General features: G+C 35.6%; 9 protein-coding genes. All 9 read right to left on the bottom strand.

Going from position 1 to position 21,503, the window contains the following annotated elements:
- Nucleotides 1-118: 118 nt before the first annotated feature.
- Nucleotides 119-1,717: an MBL fold metallo-hydrolase gene (locus ABIB30_RS26765; RefSeq protein ID WP_354306082.1), complete on the bottom strand. Its 1,599-nt coding sequence runs from the start codon at nt 1,715-1,717 to the stop codon at nt 119-121.
- Nucleotides 1,718-1,819: 102 nt separating this feature from the next.
- On the bottom strand, nt 1,820-4,108 hold the full coding sequence (locus tag ABIB30_RS26760; protein ID WP_354306081.1) for a TonB-dependent receptor domain-containing protein: 2,289 nt from the start codon (nt 4,106-4,108) through the stop codon (nt 1,820-1,822).
- A gap of 291 nt (nt 4,109-4,399) precedes the next feature.
- Nucleotides 4,400-8,689 (bottom strand): SDR family oxidoreductase, encoded by a 4,290-nt coding sequence (locus ABIB30_RS26755; RefSeq protein WP_354306080.1) that lies wholly within the window; start codon nt 8,687-8,689, stop codon nt 4,400-4,402.
- 50 nt (nt 8,690-8,739) lie between these two features.
- Nucleotides 8,740-9,510 carry an SDR family NAD(P)-dependent oxidoreductase gene (locus ABIB30_RS26750; RefSeq protein ID WP_354306079.1) on the bottom strand — a complete coding sequence of 257 codons (771 nt, stop codon included), beginning with the start codon at nt 9,508-9,510 and terminating at the stop codon, nt 8,740-8,742.
- A gap of 47 nt (nt 9,511-9,557) precedes the next feature.
- Nucleotides 9,558-9,890, bottom strand: coding sequence for a hypothetical protein (locus ABIB30_RS26745; RefSeq protein WP_354306078.1), 333 nt, complete (start codon nt 9,888-9,890; stop codon nt 9,558-9,560).
- A 95-nt stretch (nt 9,891-9,985) separates the two neighbouring features.
- Complete coding sequence (locus ABIB30_RS26740) at nt 9,986-12,406, bottom strand: penicillin acylase family protein (RefSeq protein WP_354306077.1); 2,421 nt, start codon at nt 12,404-12,406, stop codon at nt 9,986-9,988.
- A gap of 65 nt (nt 12,407-12,471) precedes the next feature.
- Complete coding sequence (locus ABIB30_RS26735; protein ID WP_354306086.1) at nt 12,472-14,067, bottom strand: cyclic peptide export ABC transporter; 1,596 nt, start codon at nt 14,065-14,067, stop codon at nt 12,472-12,474.
- A 308-nt stretch (nt 14,068-14,375) separates the two neighbouring features.
- Complete coding sequence (locus tag ABIB30_RS26730) at nt 14,376-20,318, bottom strand: non-ribosomal peptide synthetase (protein ID WP_354306076.1); 5,943 nt, start codon at nt 20,316-20,318, stop codon at nt 14,376-14,378.
- A gap of 3 nt (nt 20,319-20,321) precedes the next feature.
- Nucleotides 20,322-21,503, bottom strand: a 1,182-nt coding sequence (locus ABIB30_RS26725) for a non-ribosomal peptide synthetase (RefSeq protein ID WP_354306075.1), incomplete at its 5' end; no start/stop codon positions are given.

The raw sequence follows: 21,503 nt of genomic DNA, 5'->3' as shown, positions 1-21,503 counted from the left end.
ATCGGGTTTAAATAGAATATTATTTGAACCCGATGCTATAAGAATTCCAACTGGATTAATTCATAAGCTTTGCATAATTTACCAGCTTGCCAGGCTTTTAAGATGACTCCGGAATAACCTATTTGCTGTATAGTATTTCTCTTTCACCAAATAGACGTTCAGCAGCAATTCCTTTTCCCCTGCACTCTTCTATTAATCTGTTGGATTGAACTATAGGATTTGATTCATCGGTATATTTAATACTGCTGATAAATTCAACCCAGGGCTCTTGTCCCATGGCATACACGTAAACTTCTTTGGGATGGAAGATATCGACTAAGGACATTCCCTTTTTACAGTCAGATCCTGATAGCCTGCGGCTGTTGTCCTGATCTCTTGGTAATTTTTGAGGCAATAACTGTCCATATAACCAGGATAAAGGAGCTCCATCACACTCCATTCCCAGAAAAACAACATCCACATTCCCTATTTTCCGCTGGATATGTGCATAGAGTTCTGGTTCCATTATTCTTGAATCCGCAAAAAATGCCAGTTTAAAATCTCCTATCTGTACAAAATAGCACGATTTTGTTAAGATATTCAGATCACTATGTTCTCCTGTAAAGGGTATTCCTGTAATAATTGCATCTGCAAATTTTACCGATTCCATTTCATTGATCGAGGTCACATTGTTAAAACCAATATGATTGAACATGAGCTTTAAATCAGGATCCTGGAGTTTACCGCTGCAGGTATTGGGCACAATAATGTTTTTGATTTTATGGCGTAAGGGCAATAAGGTCTCAAATAGAATATGATCCTGGTGGTTATGCGTGATCAAAACATAATCAATAGTATCAGGAAGATCCACATCCGAAAAATGATCTACTTCTGAGGCATAGCCGTAATAACTGATCAGTGGGTCAACCAGGATACTGATGTCTTTGGTTTCAATTAAAATACAGGCATGGCCGAAATAGCGCATGCGGATTTTATCACCTGCGTACTTTTCATAAGCAGGAGGAACATCAGTCGTAAAAAACGTTTCAAAAAGTGCCGATTGGTCGTCGGTAATCCCCAATTTTTCTTTGATATAATCAAGGGTCTGCGGGACTCTTTTCATTCTGGCCAGTTCATCAATGCCGGCATGATCAAAAGGGATCTCTAAATGCAGTGTATTTTCATCAGTCAGCTTCGGCGTACTCAGGCAAAATGGCCTGTGGTCATTGTCAGTAATCCATAAGGCCAAACTTTGAGAATTTTTATTATAGTAAGCACTATCATACAAAAGAGGTTCAAAAAATCTGAACCCTCCGTTGTTGTTGCGGTCATAGTAGAGCTCTACGTAGCCTTTAAGTTCTTCAGGTACGCGGGCGTACATTTCTTCCATCGCAAAACCTTTCGCATCGGCTTTCAGCAGCTTATCTAATTTATTCACTGCTTTTGAAAATTCCAACACGGGCTGTTGCTTCAACAGCGTATCTTCATAAATAGCTTTGACTTCATCGGCCCTCTCTACGGGTATATCCATAAAGGGACCTCCCCTTAGCTTTGGATTCAGTACCGCTTCTGCATGAAGCTCCGGTGCCATCAGATAGGATTCCATAATAGTCATATGTCGCCCAACAATGTTCATCGCGGCTGTTGCAGGAGATATGAGATGGCTCCATGCATACCATTTATCGACTAATGGTTCCATGACTAAATTCGGCTTCAGGTATACTTCAGTGTTTTTCATTGATAGGTTAATTAGAGAATAGCTTAACTTGAGTATTAATTATTGGAAAGGAAACATACATTTTATCTGCGTATATGCAGATTGGAATAAGCAACATAATTATTAATTTTTCACCCTATTTTGTTCACTTTCTGCACCAGCAGTATTTCTCCTGCTTTTACTTTTCATGATTCCAAAATTATAGTTAAATCCAATTGTGATGACTTGTGTATCCATATAGTTTTTATAATTCGATAATACATTTGGTATATTAATGAAAGTTCCATCTTGAAGATAGCTATGAAATATATCCCTGGCACTTAATCTGATGGCGCCTTTATTTTTCATTACTTTCTTTTGAACTCCGGCATTAACATCCCATATCGGTTTAGCTATGATCTGACCCGCTCTTAACATGCTTGAAATATAAGACCCACTTAATTCCGCACTCCAGGTATCAGATAATTTGAATTGATTATTAATCCTGATATTGAAATAATTCTTATTCTGATCCACGTAAACGGTATTTATCTGGCCTTTATATGCGATGTTCATCAATTCACCATGGATATTGCTTTCCCACCAGGAAGCAGAGTTGAGAGTCAGATCGGTATATAATCCAAAATATTTTTCTTCACCAATATTCCCAACTGTACTGATAAAAATATTATCGTTTTGCTGAATAATCTCTTTTTGAATATCCTTTGTATAATTATAATACAGTGAAACACTGAATTTGCCTTTATAGTTATATGACAAGTCATAATTATAAGAGTATTGAGGTTTTAAAAATGGATTTCCTGAGAAATAGGTATACTTATCAATTACTTTAACAAATGGATTTAATTCCTGATAATTAGGTCTTCCTATTCTCCTGCCAAAAGAAAAGTTAAGTTGATTTTTTCCTGCAGAATCTAATTTATAAGAAAAATATGCCGTTGGAAACAAGCTGAAGTAGTTCTGGCGAAACAGTGAATCTTTTCTTACTTCAGTCTCAAGCTGGTGCCCTTTTATGTTCGTATTCTCTAAACGAATTCCGGTTTGCACAGAAAAACGCTTAAATTCCTTATTAAAATTCAGGTAAGCAGCGTTAATATTTTCCTTGTATTGAAACCTGTTGGTCAGATCATTATTAATTGTACTTACATTATTAATAACGTTAAAATAATTTGCTTCGTTATCTGTATTTACGTAACTGGATTTTATTCCTCCTTCCAGTTTAGCTTTTCCTTTCAAAGGGTGCACATAATCACTTTTTACGGAATAGATGCTAATATTCGAGGGAAGATGGCTCGTTATCTGAGCAGAAGCTTGCGAATCAGAACGATAAATATTATTTAGAAAATTCTGATCAGTATTTGTATTGTATTTAACATAATCAAGATCAAAAGTTAAAATTTTACCAAGGGTATCTAATTCGTGACTAAAATTTAAGTTAACTCCTCCGTTATTGAATTTGCTCTTTGTAGAGTTATCAGAATTAATAGTTGAATCCAGTACATTATTATTGTTGTAAACAGCACTATTGACCGGACTTCTGTCATTAGAATTTGAAATTGAACCAACAAGTACGATTCCCAAGGTGGTTCTGGGAGATAAGTAATAGTCCATTCCCATCTTAAGGTTAGGATTTCTGTTTAATGGTCTGAAATAAGAAGTCTGGTTAAAAACAGACATAATATCTCCGCTTTCATTAAGATAAGTACGCTGTAATTCAAGACGCCTGTAAGATCTTTGACTATTATAACCTGTATTCGCAAACAAATTCACTTTATTAACTCTGTAATTAAAATTTACATTTGCATTAGTTTGAGAATAAATAGCCTGACCATAGCTCAAGGAGGCAGAGCCATTAAACCCCTGGACCTTTGTTTTTTTGGTTTTAATATTAATAACTCCGGCTCCCCCCTGTCCATCATATTTAGCCGGTGGATTGGTCATGAGTTCAATTTTATCTAATAATGATGATGGTAGTGACTTCAGGTAGGTCGCTAGATTTTCACTGGAAAGATAAGTTGGTTTATCATCAATAAGAACTAATACTCCAGACCTGCCTCTAAGTGATACTTCTCCGTTAGCATCCACAGTTACTCCCGGAGATTTTCTTAAAACCTCTAGCGCATTTACACCTTCATTCGATATTGAAGCGCCGACATTTATAGTTGTCCGATCTATCTTATGTTCTATATATGCCTTTTTACCGGTTATAACAACCTCACTTAGATCATTCCTTTTCTGAATCAGAATAATATCCGGCAACTGTATATCTTTTAAAAGAGCTAAAGAAAACGGTACAGATACACTGTCTGTACCAATATTATAAACTGTAAGAGAGTAATTACCACTATCTTTTATTGTAAGCTTGTAATTCCCCAGTGTATCTGTTAACCCACCGGAAATAATTTTATTCATACCGGTTTTTTTCAATGCAAATCTGGCAAATTCCACTGGTTTTTGATTACTGAGAACTTTGCCCCTTATTCTGTAAACAGTTGATGTATCACCAGAAATGATATATTTTTTAGCTGAAGCAAATGAAAATGTAATATTTATAAAAAATAAGTAGCTTAAAAGTAAACATCCGCGAAAAAAAAGTGGGTTAAGATTTGCAGCTATAACAGAGGTAGGATTCATATATTTTTATTCAAATAAAAAATAATATAGACAAATAGATTAGAATACAACTATAAATAGTAATTAAATTTATTCATAGCATTGAAATATTTCTGTTTTTAATAATGGTGATTGAAAATATCCAGCTTTGATACCCTCATTTATCATATTAACAAACCACCGATAATCAACTTTGGAGAAATAAAGTCCAGATTGAGCAAACACGTTTGCACTATACACATTGGAATAACTGGTCTTTCTCGGAAAATTAAAATAACGTTCAATCCACATTGACATCAAATCAATAATTTCCCTATCCTGCTTTAATCCTTCAAAGTTTACTATTGTTTTTCTAAATGTTGATAATTCTACGATTTCAATAGGATAACCCATATGCTGAAGCATCTTAACAATGGAACTAAAGGGAACAGCACTATCGTTTTCCATATGCAGACAGACTTTATCATTAGCCAGGATATCCATACAGGAATTCACAATTCCCCTTGCAATAATATCTACATAAGAAAATGAGATTTCCTCCAGGTAATTTTTTGGAATTTGTTTCAGAATCAACATTCCCTGCATGATTTGAAAAATTCTGTTTTGACCAGTGTTGCGTTGAAATTTGCCGTTCTCAAAATCGGCTGCAATATGACTTGAACGATATATCTTACCCATTCCATTCTCTTTAAAGAATTTCCGTATCAATTTCTCAGCTTCAAATTTTGTCTTTTCATAATTTGAAATAAACATTTGACCGTAATCAAAATCATCTTCAGTATACGTAGTGTAACTATGACCAGGAGAATATCCACTAACTGCCAGCGTAGAGACATAGTGAATCTCTTTTAACTTTCCATTATTTGCAAATTTAATGATTCGCTCCGTTGAGTTTACGTTTGTATTCACCAGATCTGAATAGTCTTTTGCGAGATTTATATCTGCTGCTGCATGAATTATCTGATCTGTATGGTTTGCTAGTATTTCGTAGTCAGAAGATGGAATCCCGAAGTCATTTTCTAATAAGTCCCCTTTGATTACATGGACTCTTTGCTGCCAGTCTGCGGGAATAGAATTAAAATAGTGAATAAAACTATCTTCCAGACGACGTTCTGCCAGAAGCTGGTTTTTTCCTCTTACCAGGCAAAAAACATGAATATTCTTATTCCTTAACAATTCTTTGATCAGAAAAATACCCAAAAAACCAGTCCCTCCGGTAATAAATATATTTCTTTTAGCCTTTATAGCGTTTTTACTATTTCCAAAGTTTAATTGATATAATGGCTGCCCTACTGAAGGCATATTACTATCTAGCTTATTCAGGTTTTCTAAGGCAAAGTCATTTTCATTATGTCCTAAAATAGATTTTATATTTGAAAAGAAAGTTTCAGAGATCCGGTCTGCAGTATCATTGTCAATTTCTGAAGTATGGTACTGTAAGTCTATAATTACAGCATTACCTATACATCTGGCCGTAAAGAAAAGTTTATATTCCTGTTGTGCGTCCATACTCCTTGTACTGCCTGAATTAAATACAGCAGGTGTCATTGTAATACTGTCATTCTCATATTTTTCCGGGAAATGTCCAAGATAATTGAATCGTATATCAGAACGTTCTACTCGGCTTTCTATATACTCATTCTTAAATGAATTTAAGGTATTTGCATATTCCGATGTTCTTTTCAGCAAGCGACTACTACATTCAGCTGTTGTATCAGATAACATTAAATTTAATGGAACAGTTGTAGCCCACCAGGACACCGATCTGCTTAGATCTGGTAGTTCTTTCTGTTGTGGACGGCCATGGAATTCAACATCAATACTGATTTTGTCTATCTTGAACTCTTCAAGTATCGTCTTTGAAAATGCGCCAAAAAGAACTCCTGCCAAGGTTATTCCTTCTGATGATTCTTCTGTAAGCTTCAATGCTTCTGCAATCTTTTGTGGCAATAAAATGCTGCAAACTTTACTGATTCCTCCCTCAGCTTTTCCAGATAAAGGAATTTTAAATATTTCCGGACTTACCACACTTTTGGATATAATGTTGTCTAATTTATTTTTTGCCAACACATTATAGAATAAATCCACAGCATTTTCTGCAATTATAATTGGGGAACTGCCTTGAACGATTTTCTGATAATATTCAAAAAGTTCTCCTAAGATAATGTTCCAGGAAATCACATCAACCGCCAGATGGTGACAGGCAATAAAAAGATAATCCTTACCAGTGCGATCAATAAATAAGTGAGCTTTAAACAATTCCCCTTTAACAATTGACATCTCTTTAATACGCTTATCAGCAACAAGTTGTATCTGATTAATTATAGAAACCTGATTATCCAGTATTGTCGTTCCCAATTCAGCGGCAGAAAAATGTACCGGACTAAAATCTGCATCTTTATGATGGCTGGAAAATTCTGTCGTTAATTGCGGGTGGCTTTTTAAAATATGATAAATAGCCAGCGAGATCTCACGAATCTGGATTTCATCATTGGTTTCTAACAGGATAGTTTGACAATACGAGTTTCTATTGAATTCCTCCTGTACTAAAAACATAGCCTGAGAAACTGTTCTTTTTCCTTGTGTAACCACAGGAATATCATTAGTTATAACCTGTTTTTCGGGGTTAAGCAAAATAAAATTTTCAAATAAAGGACAATTATTCAGATCACTGATATGAATTTTATATCCATTTCGCTGTAACCTCCCAATCGTCTGGATGGCGAGCAGCGAATCTCCTCCCATGTCAAAAAAATTATCCGTCTGCTGGATATGATCAACATTTAAAATATCTTGCCAAACCATTTCTGCATCATTAGCCCAGCTATTTACCAGCTGTTTTTCTTTTACTACCGGCCTGCGGTAAGCAGAAAATTTTTCTTTTAATATTTTAAAATCAATCTTCCCGTTGGAATTATAAGGTGGCGTTTGATAAAAGTAAAAATTAGATGGAATTTTATGCCCCGGGGTTTTACCTTGCATCCAGGTTTTTAAAGTATCTTGTTTCAACTCTTTACTTTTACCGAGCTGAATATATGCCTCTAAAACAGAGCGGTCGTTATGATCTGATAAGGCAACTATAACATGATCAATATCAGGATGTGTATTTAGAATTACTTCTACTTCTCCAAGTTCAATACGATGCCCGCGAATTTTAACCTGCCTGTCTGTCCGATACAGAAATTCATAATTCCCATCATCCAGTCTCCTGCAAAAATCCCCCGTACGAAAAAAAGATAAAGAATTACCATTATGATTCAGTGTAACAAATTTTTCTCCATTCTTTTGTTCACTTCCAAAATACCCATGGCTTAATCCAGGCCCGGAAATATATAATTCCCCTATATTATCAGTTTCCTCGTTAAGAAAACAAATCCCTTTTCCAATTGGCGCACCAATGGGAACCGAGGCAGTTTTATGGAGATGTAAAGATGATTTATCTATTTTATACATCGTAGCTCCAATAGTTGTTTCTGTCGGACCGTAATGATTATATAAGTTTTCACATAAATTCAATGCGAAAATATGCTGTACAACTGTCCAGCTTAATTTTTCACCCCCCAGAATTATATACTTTAATAAATGTCCCGAATCATTTTCCTGACTAAAAATAATAGATTGCAAATGTGATGGGGTCATCTTTATCAAAGAAATCTCCTCCTCTTTGAGTATCTTATTGAACATGACGGGATCAGTAGATTCTTCTTTGTTCAGAATTCTGAGCAATCCTCCAGAGATCAAAGCAATCAGAAGATTGGTGAGTCCCAGGTCTGCGGAAAATGTGGTTACATGAGCGGCATTTATCTGCTCAGGGCATCCAATTTTTTCATAACTGGAATAGGTATAGTGAAGAACATTCTGATGGGAAACCTGAACCGCTTTCGGAATGCCGGAAGTACCGCTGGTAAGTAATAGGTAACAGAAAGCGGGAATCTCAATACCGCTGAAATCAACGCGATTATCAGAAAGCTGATCTGATAAGATAACATCCCCAAAATCGAGTAATAATTTATTCTGAATAGCTTCGGAAAATACAGCATTCGTTTTATCCAGTATTATAATATGAGCAAGCACTGCATTAATTTTACCTTCATTTATTTCCATTCCATCATCATGATCCAGAATCACAGGCACTCCTCCACACATCAGAATACCCCAAAAGCAAATTATACTATCAGTATTTTTTTTACTGACACATACAATCCGGTCTCCTGATTTAATATTTTGTTTGAGAAGAAATTTTGCAACAACAGAGGCATGCCTTCTCAATTCCTGATAAGTATAGGATTGAGTACAGTCTTTAATAGCAATTCTGTCAGGATATTTTTCAACAATACCCTCAAATAAATCTACTAAAGTGTTATAATTAAATTGCATCATATAAACTAAGGGATAATAAAATGAGTCTGCTCTAAATCAATGACATTCCATTATGGATAAGCTTGTCTTGTGGGACGGATGGAGATATTATCCATGTGGACATTTCCCGGCAGATCAATCATGAAACTGATTACCTTTGCAATATCATCTCCGGACAATACGGGACCAACCTCTTTTGAATAATTTTTAAACCAGTCTTCATTATAGCCTGCAGTCTTTTGGAAATTAGTTTCTACGAGCCCTGGTTCTACAAGTGTTACACGTATACCACTTGGACCTAACTCTCTTCTTAATGCTTCAGTTAAGCCATGTGCAGCAAATTTTGTTGCTCCATAAATTGGATTAAACGGTGATACATTTCTTCCGATAGAAGACCCGATAACAATAATGTCCATAGGATTTTTTACATAATCCCTGCCTGCTGATAATTCAAGCATATTTTTACTGATACCTTTCAGCTGATACATTAAACCTTTTACGTTAGTATCAATAAGTTCGTCCCACTCTTCTGAGTTGGAGCTTATTAATGTTCCCGGTAATCCACGGCCCGCAGATGCCAGAAATATACTGGGCAAATCCTGCCAGGTATCGATACACTCTTTTATACACAGGTCTATAACTCCGGCACTGGAAATATCACCAGGAACAATACGACAGCAATCATTGTTTGCTATTTTGTTGACAGCCTCTTCTACTTCTTTTAGCCGGTCTTCGTCCCGCGCATTAAGAATCATCCTGATTCCTTTTTCTGCCAGTTTTACGGCCGTTGATTTACCAATACCAGAACTTGCCCCGGTAATTATTGCTATTCTGTCTTTCACTTTAGATTAGTTAAATATTTTTGTAATTATTTGAAATACAGACAATTTCAAGATTGCCTGATATCTTCGAACTCAACGAGATCGCCACCGGATGAGAACATACTTTGGCCAATATATAGTGCAAGCCAGGTCATTATTCCTCCTATTATACCTGAAGCGAAGAGTACAACAATTTTTGGCACAGCTAACACAGCACCTACTTTTTCTAAAATGATTCCTCCGTTAACTACGTCGAAGTAAAAATTTGCACCAAACCAAACAATGAAACCGACAGAAAATCCAATCGTAAACACAGGTATTTTCCATTTGAGAAAAGTACTGAGTAATCCAACCAATGAGACGGGAATTACAAAGCTCCACCATGGCAGGGAATCTATCATTTTTGTGAATATGATAATTACAAGAAGAATTAACCCGGCCTTTATAATATCGTTTTTGTTTTTTTTCATGTTATATTAAATTAATATGGAACTGATTATTTAAGTACCCAGGTAGTCGTTGCTGCGTTCTTTGCAGCTGCTTCTGACATAAAAAGATGAAGACTGTAATATTTACCTTTACTCCAGTCTGTTACGAAATTATCGTAATATTTACTTCCGGCACTACCTGACTGACCACCGGGATAAATACCGTATGCTTTTGGAGTATCCCCCAATTCTACTATCATTCTCCATGTTGGGCCCCAGACCCCAGCCATTGCATTGATAGCTTCCGGGTACCCCGCTACTGGAATATCAGTTTTACTGAATGCAGGCATATTAGTCATATGCATAATACTTACTTTGTTAATATCACCCCATTTTGCATTTCCTTCTTTGGATAACTTCTTATACTCAGCTGCAGCAGTAATAAATGCTTGTGTAATCACATCTACGGCATTTTCTTTTTTAGCTGTTCCGATTACATCAAAATATTCATCATTAACGTTATTCTTAATCAAATCCAATAGCGTATAATCTGCGGGGGTTTTTGAAAAGAAAGGAGCGCCTTTAAATTCATCCCAGGTATATTCCTTGATATTTTTCCACCATAATTCAAATAACCGAGCATCTTTATCATCAAAATCATACTTTCCCTGCCAGGTGCTCAGTTTCTTTAATAGTCCTTTTTGATTCGTGGACAAACTATTGTGGTCAATCGTATTCATTAGAACCGGCAATACATCAACAGCAAAAGAATTAGTATTATCCAATTGAACAGCTTCCATTTTTTTGAGATCAAAAGCATTCTCTTTATCCAGCATTCTTTGTATTTGATTGGCCCTGGTTTCGGAATAATATCCGTTATAATAATATTTATAATTGGAATAAGTAGGATGCTGATTAGCAGAAAGCACATAGTTAGTAACAGGATTCAGCAGTTGCGGTAAACTATCCGACGGTATCCTTAGGGTTGGTATTTCACTTTTCTTTGTACCATCCATTAAAAACCTACCCTGTCCTTTTTGTTTAATTGCCATACTTCCCTGATGGTTCATTGCAATTGTATTGTCTTTGCCAGCAAAAGTAAAGTTCAAAATGGGGCATGAAAAATACTGTATAGCATCTTTATAGCCCTTATAATCCTTAGCACTATTCAGCTTAATGAAGGTCTTAAATTCATTGGATGGATCATGCAAAGCCCATTTTAAAGCAAAATTGACAAGGTCAGGCTGTTTTCCGGTAAAGTTTTTTGTATACACTAACGGTCCATGTATTGTACTATAGATAGTATCCTGTAAAGTTTTGTGGCCGGTTCTTTTAATTTCTTCAATACGGTATTTAAGATCCAGCCATTTCCCGTCCATTTCATAATGTTTAAAATCTTCAGTAAGTTTTAGTTTGTACCAGTCTTTTACATCATCTGCACCATTTGTAATACCCCATGCTATATTTTCATTAAAACCAATAATTATAGATGGTGCTCCCGGAATCGACACACCATAAACATTGACATCCGGAGAGGTCAATTGCATTTCAATCCAGAAACAGGGAAATGAAAGATTTAAATGTGGATCACTTGCAAGTATCGGAAAACCAGATTTCGTTTTTTTTCCGGAAACTGCCCAGCTATTACTTCCAAGTTTAGGATTATAAGCACTCTTTGGTACTATCTGATTTGGATTCATAAACAGATAGTTTAAAAATTCAGGCTTTGATAATTTGAATTTTTCAGCTTCAGATTTAGCTATATTCATTACTGGTGTGCTATGCGTATCAAAATCCGGGAAAAGTTTATTAAATTTTTCTTCTCCCAATGCCAGTATTATTTTAGACATCAGAAGATCGTCATCGTAACCTGCAAGCGTATTACCAAGTGTTTTCAGAATCAATACTGTTTTTAGTTTGGACCATGGTTCTGGTTCATAATTCAGCAATTTATATTCAAAAGGAAATTGCTTATAGCTCAGCTTGCTTATATAGGAATTTACACCATTAGTATAGGCAGTAAGAACTTTATTCGTTTCAGGATCCTGCTCAATAAATTTCAATGTTGTTTTAGCAGCCTCCAATACTCCCAAACGCCTTTGGGTACGATCATGACTGACCATAGATTCTTCATCAAAAATTTCGGCAAGACGCCCAGCAGAAACATAGGTCAGAAAATCCATTTGCCACAACCGGAGACTAGCTGTAACGTAGCCTTGAGTGAAATATAAATCACTACTATTCCTGGCATAAATATGAGGAACTTTTCGTTCGTCAAAGTAGACACTAACAGAGTCTGAAAGCCCGGTTTTATCGATTTTTAATCCAGATGATATCAAGTTCAGATCTTCACCATTCTGCACTGCTCCTACAAAAGGGTCTAATAATTTCCCTATAGGCGAGACCTTGAACATCTGACTGGATAAGGCCACAATTAATAAAATCAATGCAATAAAAGGAAACACAAAAATAGTTCTAAATCTGTTCATTAAAATTAATGTTTATGAGGTGAGGAGTACCCGGATTGTAATTAGCCAGGTTATTTAGTAATTTTTTATACAAGCGGAGATTCATGTACAGTAACACTTTCTTCTATTAATTTCCCTTCTTCCATTTTATATAATCTATCTGCACAGTTATAGTATTTGTCGTCGTGAGTGATAGCAATGATAGTTATATCCTGTTTCTTTAATGCGGGAAGAATTTCCGTATAAAATTTCTTTCTGAAATAAGGATCCTGGTCTGCTGCCCATTCATCCATAACGAGTATAGGCTTTTCTTCCAGCAACGCAACAATAAGTGCCAGCCTTTTTCGCTGACCGGTAGATAAATCAGTTGTAGAGAAACAGTTATTTTCTAATTCCACTTTTCCTTGTATTTCAAATAATTCAAGATAATAGTTCCATTTTTCTATATCAAGCTCTGGCATTCCGTGGAGTTCGTTAAACAAATAAAAATCACTGAATACTACAGAAAAAAGGGTTCTGTAGTCTGGGTAATTCTCATTATTTACCAGCTGATCGTTTAAATGGATTTCTCCTGAGGCGGGAATATTTAAACCAAGGACGGAATGAACAAACGTCGTTTTACCGCTTCCATTACCTCCATATATGAAAACAATGTCACCTTTTTTAATCTGAAAATCGATAGGACCAATTGCGAAGATATTATCATCTCCGTGATACTTATATTCTAAATCCTTGATAAGGATCTGATCAAACTCATCTTTTTGAATATATTTATCCGGTATCGGATTACTGAAATTAGCTTCTTCCAGTTCATTTTTCAGATCAATTAAATGATTACATGCAATCCGGGCTCTCACCAATCCGGGCAATAATACCATGATGGTTTCAATAGCTCCCAAAAGATAAAGTAAAGTAAAAACGAAACTTACGATGTCAGTTGCTTTTATTTTAAGGATAATACTAAAAACAAGTAGTACAGAAGCAATAAGAAGATAAAAAAGAACCTGCCCGGTAATCTGGTTCCGGAGAAATCCTGTAAAAGCTGATATGTTATTTTTATAGGAATCTTTAGCAATAAAATTTATTTTATTATCATAAATAGCCCGGCCTTTTTTGGGCTCCATATAGATTTCTTTAAATCCATCCAAAATAGCATTAAGGCTTTCCAAAAATTTATTCTCAAGAGAACGATAGACTTCAAGTTCTTTATTGTTTTTTATGGAGCCAAAGTGATAAACAGCAGCTCCCATAAATGCAACTACAACAGTAATCAAAAACAATACGAATGAAATCGAAGCCAGATAAATAAGACAAGCAACCCCCATTACAAGCGATATAAAAAAACTAATTATATTCATTGAAGCATCAGTAAGCACATATACGTCACTCAATATAGCTGCATGAACTTTAATTTTTCTTTTAGACAACTGCTCATAATTAGCATTTAAAACAGAGTTCAGAATTTGCTTTCTCAGTGTCCAGAAAATTCTTTGAGACAGAGTAACAATTCCCAATGAAAGCATTTTTCTAATCCATACAAAAAATAGAATTATGAATGCAAAAATTATAATATACTCTTTGCTGATTGTAGTTAAGGACCCGGAAATGATAAGCCCGACAACTTTAGTTAAAAAAGTAATAAATAAAAAACTAAATAATCCCGAAAAAATTCCCAGGAACATAAATTTCACTAATCCAGCGACTCCAATTAGCGGCATTACCATTCTTAATATGCTTCTCATATTTTCAACATTTACTCGTTATGATTAATTAATATTATGTTTAAACTAATGTTATCAGATAAAACAGTTCACCAAACCTCCTGCACTTTATGTAATTAAAACCTATCGTAAGTTACACATACTATTGATTTTTTTATTAAAATGGTTAATTTTAATATTTCTAAACATAAAATAAAAGCATTATTATTTAACATTACTCTTTTTAAAGAAATAAAAAAAAACACAATAGGTTAAAATAATAAATCAGACTATTCATTATTTATTGTTTGCCGGACTGTTAGCTGAGAATTATATATTATTTGTTTTAAAGCATACAAATAATAATATTTAATCTCATCGATACGACTATAATCGTTACAAATGCGGCCCAAACTCAATTTTAAAACAATAGAATCTTCAAAATCTTTGATTTCAATTCCCGCTCTTTTTTGTTCTGAATCTTCTTCTTTTTGATCAACAACATCATGATTTTCAGTGTTTTTATTGCCTTTTAAAAAATCGTAGTTATCATAATTGTAATAGAAAAATGAGTCAGAAAGTTGCTTAGATGGAATTATGTCAGGTAACTGATTCATTAGCATAGTAAAAGGATAATCTCCATAGCTTAAATCCTCAAGAAAATCTTGCTGAATGTTCTTTAGATTAGCCAGGATAGCTGTTTCCCGATCTAATTTAATCCTTACAAATAGTAAATTCACAAAACAGCCTATAAGACCACTGATATCTTTCTTTTCAAGATATTCGGAATATCTGGCTGAAATAGCCATGGTCAGCGTCATATCAGTTTTACCAGTTAGCCAGCATAAAAATATTGATACTCCTCCCAGCAGCAGTGCATTGATTGTTAAATTATGATCTACTGAAAACTGGCGCATATCCTGATAAAATTCTTTATCAATTATAATATTTATGATACCAGCTGATCTCTTCTGATCATTAGTAACTTCTAATCCATTCATACCTGAAACCTCGCTAATTGAGGGATTAAATCCATTCAATTTTCTTATCCAGTATTCCTTATGTTTTAAACTTGAACTGGAGTTAAAAAATGTATTTTGCCAGATCGAAAAATCTTCATATTGAAAGGTTAGTGGCTTTAATTCTACTTCTTTATTTTGTGAAATACTTACATATAACTGCTTTAATTCATTATCTAAAATACCAACAGAATATCCGTCAGAAATTATATGTCTCATGGTAATCAATACAAAATAGCCCGCATTCAAAAGCTTTAATATTTTAACCGAAAATAACGGTGCCTTAGACAAGTCAAACGGATCTGTCTGTCCCTTTTTAATTACCTCATCCAACATTTCATGAGAATCAATATGAATAGTCTTTTCCATATTGAAATCAAGTTCATCTGCAGTTATAACCTTTTGTTTTAAAAGCCCGTCTATATTTACAAATATCGTCCGAAAGCTTTCATGACGACTAATCAATTGTTTTACTGCAAGGCTGAATATATTCTCATCAATGTCGTCGTATTGGCTGAGAGCTTGTACGACACTATCCTCAGGCCCCCATTCGCACGCATAAAACAACTGATTATAAGACACATCCGTTAAATTCGTATTTACGACAGTGGCTGAATTCACGGCCAATGACAAGTTAAGTATCAGATCTTTCAAATTAGAATTGTAGGCATCAAGCAATTTCAGAATACGTTGTTCTGCGTATTGCTCACGGCTGTAAGTTAGCGATATACGCAAAATTCCTTCTGCAATGATTCCGGAAACACTCAGTACTTCCCAGCGATTCATCTCTCCTGAAACTTCATCACCACGAGATTCTCCACTAAAACTAAATAACTCCTGGCCATCTGTACCAGATACGCCTGATCCAAAATCTCCAAGGTAATTAAATGTAATCTCAGGATGCAATGCATTAAACTCTTTTCCACTCGCTGCTAAAATACCATAGCCAATTCCCTTATTGGGAACACGACGCAGATTTTCCTTCACGGCAATCAAACCAGAAATCAGGTCATCTTTCTCTTCCAGATCAATAAGCACGGGGTACATTGTGGTGAACCATCCTACCGTACGGCTTATATCAACGTCGCTTCCTATATCTTCTCTGCCATGCCCCTCCAAATTAATCAGCACTTTTTTCAAACCAAAAACATCTTTTAAGGCCAAACCAAGACCTGTCAGTAAAATATCATTCGTATCAGTCTGGTAAGCACGGTAACAGCCAGTTAATAAAGTGGCGGTAAGCTCCTTATCCAACACAAAGGAGGCTGAGACTGCATCTTTCATTTTGTTACTTCCATCAATATTATCAGCTGAAAGCGTTTCATAGCCAGATTCAGCAATTTCCTTCCAGTATGTACGCTCTTGTTCCAGGCCAGCACTGTTTGCGTATAGCCCAATCTGTTCCTGCCAGTAATAAAAAGAATCCGTCTTTTGTGGAAGTATTAAATCTTGTCCAGAATTATGTTGTTCATACAAAGCCGATAGATCTTCAAATAGAATACGCCAGGATACGCCATCAATAACTAAGTGATGACAAATCAATAATAAGCGGTCGCTTGTATTATCACGGAAAAGTATTGCTTTAAACAACGGCCCTGCTGAGAGATCAAAACCCGACTGTATAGTAGTACAATATTCTTCGAATATAAAATCTTCAGGAATAGCAGTAACTACCTCTATAGAATAACCATAACCAAGACCCAGATTTTCCTGCTCCCAGCCAGATAATCCTCTATGATAAACCATACGCAAAGTATCGTGGTGCTCCACCAATTTATCCAAAGCTGCATTTAAAGCACTTTCAGAAATAGGTACTTTACTGGTTAATAAAACCGATTGGTTAAAATGATGATGATCAAGAGTTGTCTGTTCCAGGAAATAACGCTGAATAGGCCCTAAAGCAACCGTCCCGATAACCAATCCCTGATTGGCAACACGGCTTACTAATTTCAATCTTCCGACCAAATATTCTATCACAGGATAATGCATTACATCGCCAATGGTTAACACATATCCATTTTGCCTTAACAACGAGACCACATGAATAGATTTGATAGAATCTCCACCGAGTATAAAAAAATTGTCCTTTATACCTATATTTTCTTTTTTCAGTACAGTTGAAAATATAGCACACAATAGCTGTTCAGTTTGATTACGTGGAGCGATGTATTCAATGCCAGTTGCCAGTCCCAGTCCCTCGGGATCAGGAAGTAAATTCCGATCTGTCTTTCCATTCGCATTTACCGGCATTTGGTCTAATTGAACAAAATGTGATGGCAACATATAACCTGGCAATGTCTTGCTTAAATGAGTCCGTATAGCTGATATATTAAGTTTTTCTTCACTAACCATATAAGCAACCAATTCCTGTTCGCCCCCCCCTGTAGTTTTGGAAATTACAATCGTACTTCCTATAGGCTTATAATTTAAAAGAGCTAATTCAATCTCTCCCAACTCGATACGATGCCCACGAATCTTAACCTGAAAATCTTTGCGGCCAAGAAATTCAATATTCCCATCCTGAAGCCATCTGCCTAAATCTCCTGTGCGGTACATGCGCCGACCAGATTTGAAAGGATCCGCGACAAATTTCTCAGTGCTTAACTCAGGCCGGTTTAAATACCCCCGGGCAAGACCATCTCCACTAATACACAACTCTCCGATAACTCCGGGAGGCAGTAGCTGATTATTTGCATTTATAATATAAACCGATGTATTTGCTATTGGACGGCCGATTAAAATCGGACTATGTTTGTAAATCCTGTAACTTGTACTATAAACTGTATCTTCAGTTGGACCGTACAAATTTCTTACTTCCATATGGTCGCAATCTAAATAACTACTAAAATGGGCAGGAATTGGCTCTCCAGCCATATTCAAAACTTTGATTGCTCCTAACTCCAGTTTATCTTTTAATAATGTCCCTACAACCCTGGGTACAGTATTCAGTAAAAATTTTTCTGACGAGGCTAAATGATCACCAATAGAAAAAGGACTGGTTAACAAACGTAATCTCTTCCCACTGATCAAAGTAAAAAATATCTCAAATACAGACAAATCAAAACATATAGACGTCACTCCAAATACAGTATCAAAGTCTGAATTGCCAAATTCCTTTTCAGACCATTGAATAAATGCATTCACACTTTGATGTTCAATCATTACTCCCTTTGGCTTACCGGTAGACCCGGATGTATAAATGACATAGGCCAAATCACTTGCAACATTAATGACAGGAAGATTATTTGTATTATAAGTATCTGCAACAGCATTAAATTTATGCAGCTCCGTTTCATTTATCAATAGACTGCAATTACTGTCAGTGAGTATATATTCAATACGTTCTATGGGATATTCAGGATCTATCGGTACATAAACCCCACCCGATTTTAATACTCCAAATATCACAATCAACATCATTTCGCTACGCTCCAGACAAATACCAATACGGTCACCTCTTTTTATCTGACACTCCTCCCGAAGATAATGTCCCAGCTGATTAGCCTTTTGATTAAACTCATTATAAGTCAAACCTTTATCTTTAAAAACTACTGCTATCTTATTTGCAGATAAAAGGACCTGCTCTTCAAATAAATGTATCAGAGTTTTATCTTTTTGATAAGCTAAGGCTTCACTATTAAAATTAGTCAGCAGATTTTGTTTCTCCTGCAGATTCAAATAATCAAGCTCTGCAACAGGAATTCCCGGATTTGCAATAACCGCTTTCATTAGCTGAATAAAGTGCCGGGATAGCTGATTTACAGTATTTTCATAATAAATATCAGTATTATACTCTATTCCAATTTGTATATGATCACTCTTTTCTAAGAATCTGAATGTCATATCGAATTTGCTTCCTCCCCTGCTTCCAGCATTATAAGTGCCCATATCGCTTTCAGCTGGCAACTTATCAGTACTTTCTACTCCTTCTGCATTCTCCAGAATTAAAATGATGTCGAATAATGGATTTCTGCTTGGATCCCGTTTCAAATTCATATCCTCAATAAGATTATCAAAAGGATATGCCTGATGTGAATATGCATCAGCTATAACTTGCTTACTCCGGATTAATAATTCCTGATAACTATCTACACCTTTAAATTGCATTCTTAAAGCAAGCATGTTAATATAGAGACCAATTTGATTTTCAAGATCAGCATGTTCTCTGCCTGCGATTGGTGTACCTAAAATAATGTCTTCCTGTTCAGTATATTTATACAGTAATGTATTGATCATTGCAAACAGACCAATAAATAAGGTAACCCCCTCATTTTGAACGAGAGCCTTAAATCCTTGATAAACAGAGCTATCGACACTGATGAAAATCTCCTCGCCATTATATGTTTTTATAGCGGGACGCATTTGATCAGCTTTTAGATCCAGCACAGGCAGCACTCCCTCCAACCGCTTCAACCAATACTCTTTTTGTTGTTTTAAAGTCCCATTTCTTAGCTCCATTTTTTGCCACGCAGCATAATCCTTATACTGGATTCTTAATGGCAATAATATATTTTGAGTTCCATTGTGATATACATCATATAACAATAACAATTCATTGAGTATTATTCCCATCGACCAGCCATCACTTATTATATGATGGATATTATAGATAAATACATATCGGTGATCTTCAGTTTGTACAAGTGAAGTTTTGATTAAAGGCCCTGCAGATAAATCAAAAGGTAAAATAGCAGCAGCCTGTATTATATGTTCCAGCTTTTCATCTTTATTTGTCCTGAATCTCACATCATGAAAATCTACATTCCATTTTTTTTCATCAGATGAAAGGATAAACTGATAAACATCTCCCGCATCATTCATTCTGAATACTGTTCGTAAACTTTCATGGCGTTCTATTAAAGCTTTAAAAGCACAATTCAATGAATTATGATTTATCTCACCGTTAAACAGATATCTCCCCTGCAAATTATGAGCAGTGTTTCCTCCTTCAAATTGACTGATAATCCAGAAACGACGTTGAGAAGATGACAACTCATAATACGCTGCATTTGGAATAACAGGAATTTTACTAAAATTATCAGATAAAGCATTTGCAATCAGATATTTTATTAAGTCTTCTTTTCTGGACTTCATTTCGATAAGAAGATCGTGCGGAATTTTACTGATATCAGTATGTATCTTTATCTTATCTTTTTCGACCAGTTCAATATTAACTTTGAGACTGATTAATTTATCTATCAACTTTTCTATCATATATTAAAGCATAAAACTTTCATCAGAATTGACACTTATATCATCTTCATTATCGACTTTCAGTGCCCACATTTTTCTTGAAATATCTTTTCCTAATTCCTCTATTGTTAACTTTTCAAACAGTTCTGTTAACTTCATTTTAATATTGAATTCTTTATGAATTTGTGCGAAAATTTTCATAGCTATCAGACTATGACCGCCTAATTCAAAAAAATTGTCCTTAATCCCTATCTTTTCTTTCCCAAGAATTCCTTGCCAGATCAGAACAATCTTCTCTTCTATTTCATTTGTTGGAGCAACATATTCAATTCCCGTACCCAGTCCCAGTCCCGAAGGATCAGGAAGGGATTTACGGTCTATTTTTCCATTAGAATTTAATGGGATATGATCCAACCGTACAAAATGTGATGGTAACATATAATTTGGCAAGATCTTACTTAAATGAAGTCGTATAGCTGAAATATGTAATTCTTCTTTACTGACCACATAAGCAACAAGTTCCTTTTCTGCTGAACCACCAGCAGTAACCACAACTCCTTCGATACCTGAATAACTTCTCAATGCCTCTTCAACCTCGCCAAGCTCGATACGGTAACCACGGATCTTCACCTGGTCATCTTTACGCCCTAAGTATTCGATATGGCCATCTTCCAGCCACCTCCCCAGATCGCCGGTACGGTACATCCGTTGACCGGGTTCAAATGGGTTGGCCACAAACTTCTCTGCAGTGAGTACCGCGTTGTGCAGATAACCTCGTGCAAGGCCATCACCGCCTATACAAATCTCTCCGGCTATACCAACAGCCTGTAAATGATCTGACCCGTTGACAATATAAATTGAGGTATTGGCTATAGGACGGCCAATTAAAACAGGCTTGTCATTATAAATTCTATACACCGTACTGTAAACAGTGTCTTCAGTAGGACCATATAAATTCCTCACCTCTATTCTTTCACAATCGAGCTGATCGATGTAAATGGATGGAACAGGCTCACCTGCCATATTTAAAACACTAACCGAATCCAGTTCTGCTCCACCTCTTAACAAGGTGCCAATAACGCCAGGCACTGTGTTCAGTAATAGTTTCTCTGGGGAGTTCAGGTATTGCCCGATGGAAAGCCCATCATTCAATAAACGTATTTTTTTTCCACTAATCAAAGTGAAAAGCAGTTCAAAGATCGATAA

Source organism: Pedobacter sp. UYP1 (assembly GCF_040547305.1).
GTDB lineage: Bacteria > Bacteroidota > Bacteroidia > Sphingobacteriales > Sphingobacteriaceae > Pedobacter.
The sequence above is the reverse complement of the archived record's forward strand: the minus strand, read 5'-3'. Positions and strand labels throughout refer to the sequence as shown.

What these genes read in the sequence shown, in the direction of transcription:
- ABIB30_RS26735 (WP_354306086.1), bottom strand. Translation starts at nt 14,067, where the DNA reads ATGTTCCTGGGAATTTTTTCGGGATTATTTAGTTTTTTATTTATTACT.
- ABIB30_RS26745 (WP_354306078.1), bottom strand. Translation starts at nt 9,890, where the DNA reads ATGATAGATTCCCTGCCATGGTGGAGCTTTGTAATTCCCGTCTCATTG.
- ABIB30_RS26755 (WP_354306080.1), bottom strand. Translation starts at nt 8,689, where the DNA reads ATGATGCAATTTAATTATAACACTTTAGTAGATTTATTTGAGGGTATT.
- ABIB30_RS26765 (WP_354306082.1), bottom strand. Translation starts at nt 1,717, where the DNA reads ATGAAAAACACTGAAGTATACCTGAAGCCGAATTTAGTCATGGAACCA.
- ABIB30_RS26730 (WP_354306076.1), bottom strand. Translation starts at nt 20,318, where the DNA reads ATGATAGAAAAGTTGATAGATAAATTAATCAGTCTCAAAGTTAATATT.
- ABIB30_RS26740 (WP_354306077.1), bottom strand. Translation starts at nt 12,406, where the DNA reads ATGAACAGATTTAGAACTATTTTTGTGTTTCCTTTTATTGCATTGATT.
- ABIB30_RS26760 (WP_354306081.1), bottom strand. Translation starts at nt 4,108, where the DNA reads ATGAATAAAATTATTTCCGGTGGGTTAACAGATACACTGGGGAATTAC.